The organism is [Clostridium] symbiosum ATCC 14940, assembly GCF_000466485.1.
GTDB lineage: Bacteria > Bacillota > Clostridia > Lachnospirales > Lachnospiraceae > Otoolea > Otoolea symbiosa.
Genome location: NZ_KE992810.1, coordinates 462 through 823 on the forward strand (window position 1 = coordinate 462; position 362 = coordinate 823).

A 362-nucleotide genomic window follows, 5' to 3' on the forward strand; every position below is an offset into this window, starting at 1 on the left:
GTCAGGCTCGTAAGAGCCTGTGGATCGAAACAGCCAGGAAGAGGCAGAACAGGCAATGACAGCGTTGGTCAGGCTCGTAAGAGCCTGTGGATCGAAACTGCAGTGGAAGTTTCTGGACGCCGCAACCTGGTGGTCAGGCTCGTAAGAGCCTGTGGATCGAAACCTAGTTGCTTCAGGAAAGCAGCGTCGTCATCGCCTAGGTCAGGCTCGTAAGAGCCTGTGGATCGAAACTGATTCTTCCCGGCATACGGATTGTGAATATATGGTCAGGCTCGTAAGAGCCTGTGGATCGAAACATACTACTATATGTTCCAAATTGGTCGAGTTGTAGGTCAGGCTCGTAAGAGCCTGTGGATCGAAAC

General features: G+C 51.9%; 1 CRISPR repeat array.

Going from position 1 to position 362, the window contains the following annotated elements:
* Window positions 1–66: 66 nt before the first annotated feature.
* Window positions 67–362: direct repeats of the CRISPR family, unit length 32 nt; unit sequence GGTCAGGCTCGTAAGAGCCTGTGGATCGAAAC.